Here is a 268-nt window from a genome sequence, read left to right as displayed (position 1 = left end):
ACCAGCTGATAAATAAAAAAATAAGTTCCGCCCCATACCAAGGGCGGATATCTATGGCACATGTTTCGTTATAATAGTAGGGAGCGTTTGGACCACTTACGAAACGGGATGGTGTGAACCGTACTTTTGCCGTCAATCCCGCTAACATAAACACAATGGAAAGGACGGGAAAAGAGATGCAGATTAAACTGACGAGCGTTTTTGTGGATGATCAGGATAAAGCCCACAAATTTTATACTGAGGTGTTAGGGTTTGTCACCAAAAGAGA

The 268-nt window shown here is 42.5% G+C and carries 1 protein-coding gene; it reads left to right on the top strand.

Annotated features, from left to right (window positions below):
* Positions 1–155: 155 nt before the first annotated feature.
* The coding region (locus SB773_RS32120) for a VOC family protein (RefSeq protein WP_410594401.1) at positions 156–268 on the top strand (113 nt) is incomplete at its 3' end.

Origin of the sequence: Bacillus sp. SIMBA_074 (genome assembly GCF_046534555.1) — a bacterium.
Taxonomy (GTDB): Bacteria; Bacillota; Bacilli; order Bacillales; family Bacillaceae_G; genus Bacillus_A; species Bacillus_A mycoides.
This window is presented reverse-complemented; position numbering and strand designations above follow the sequence as displayed.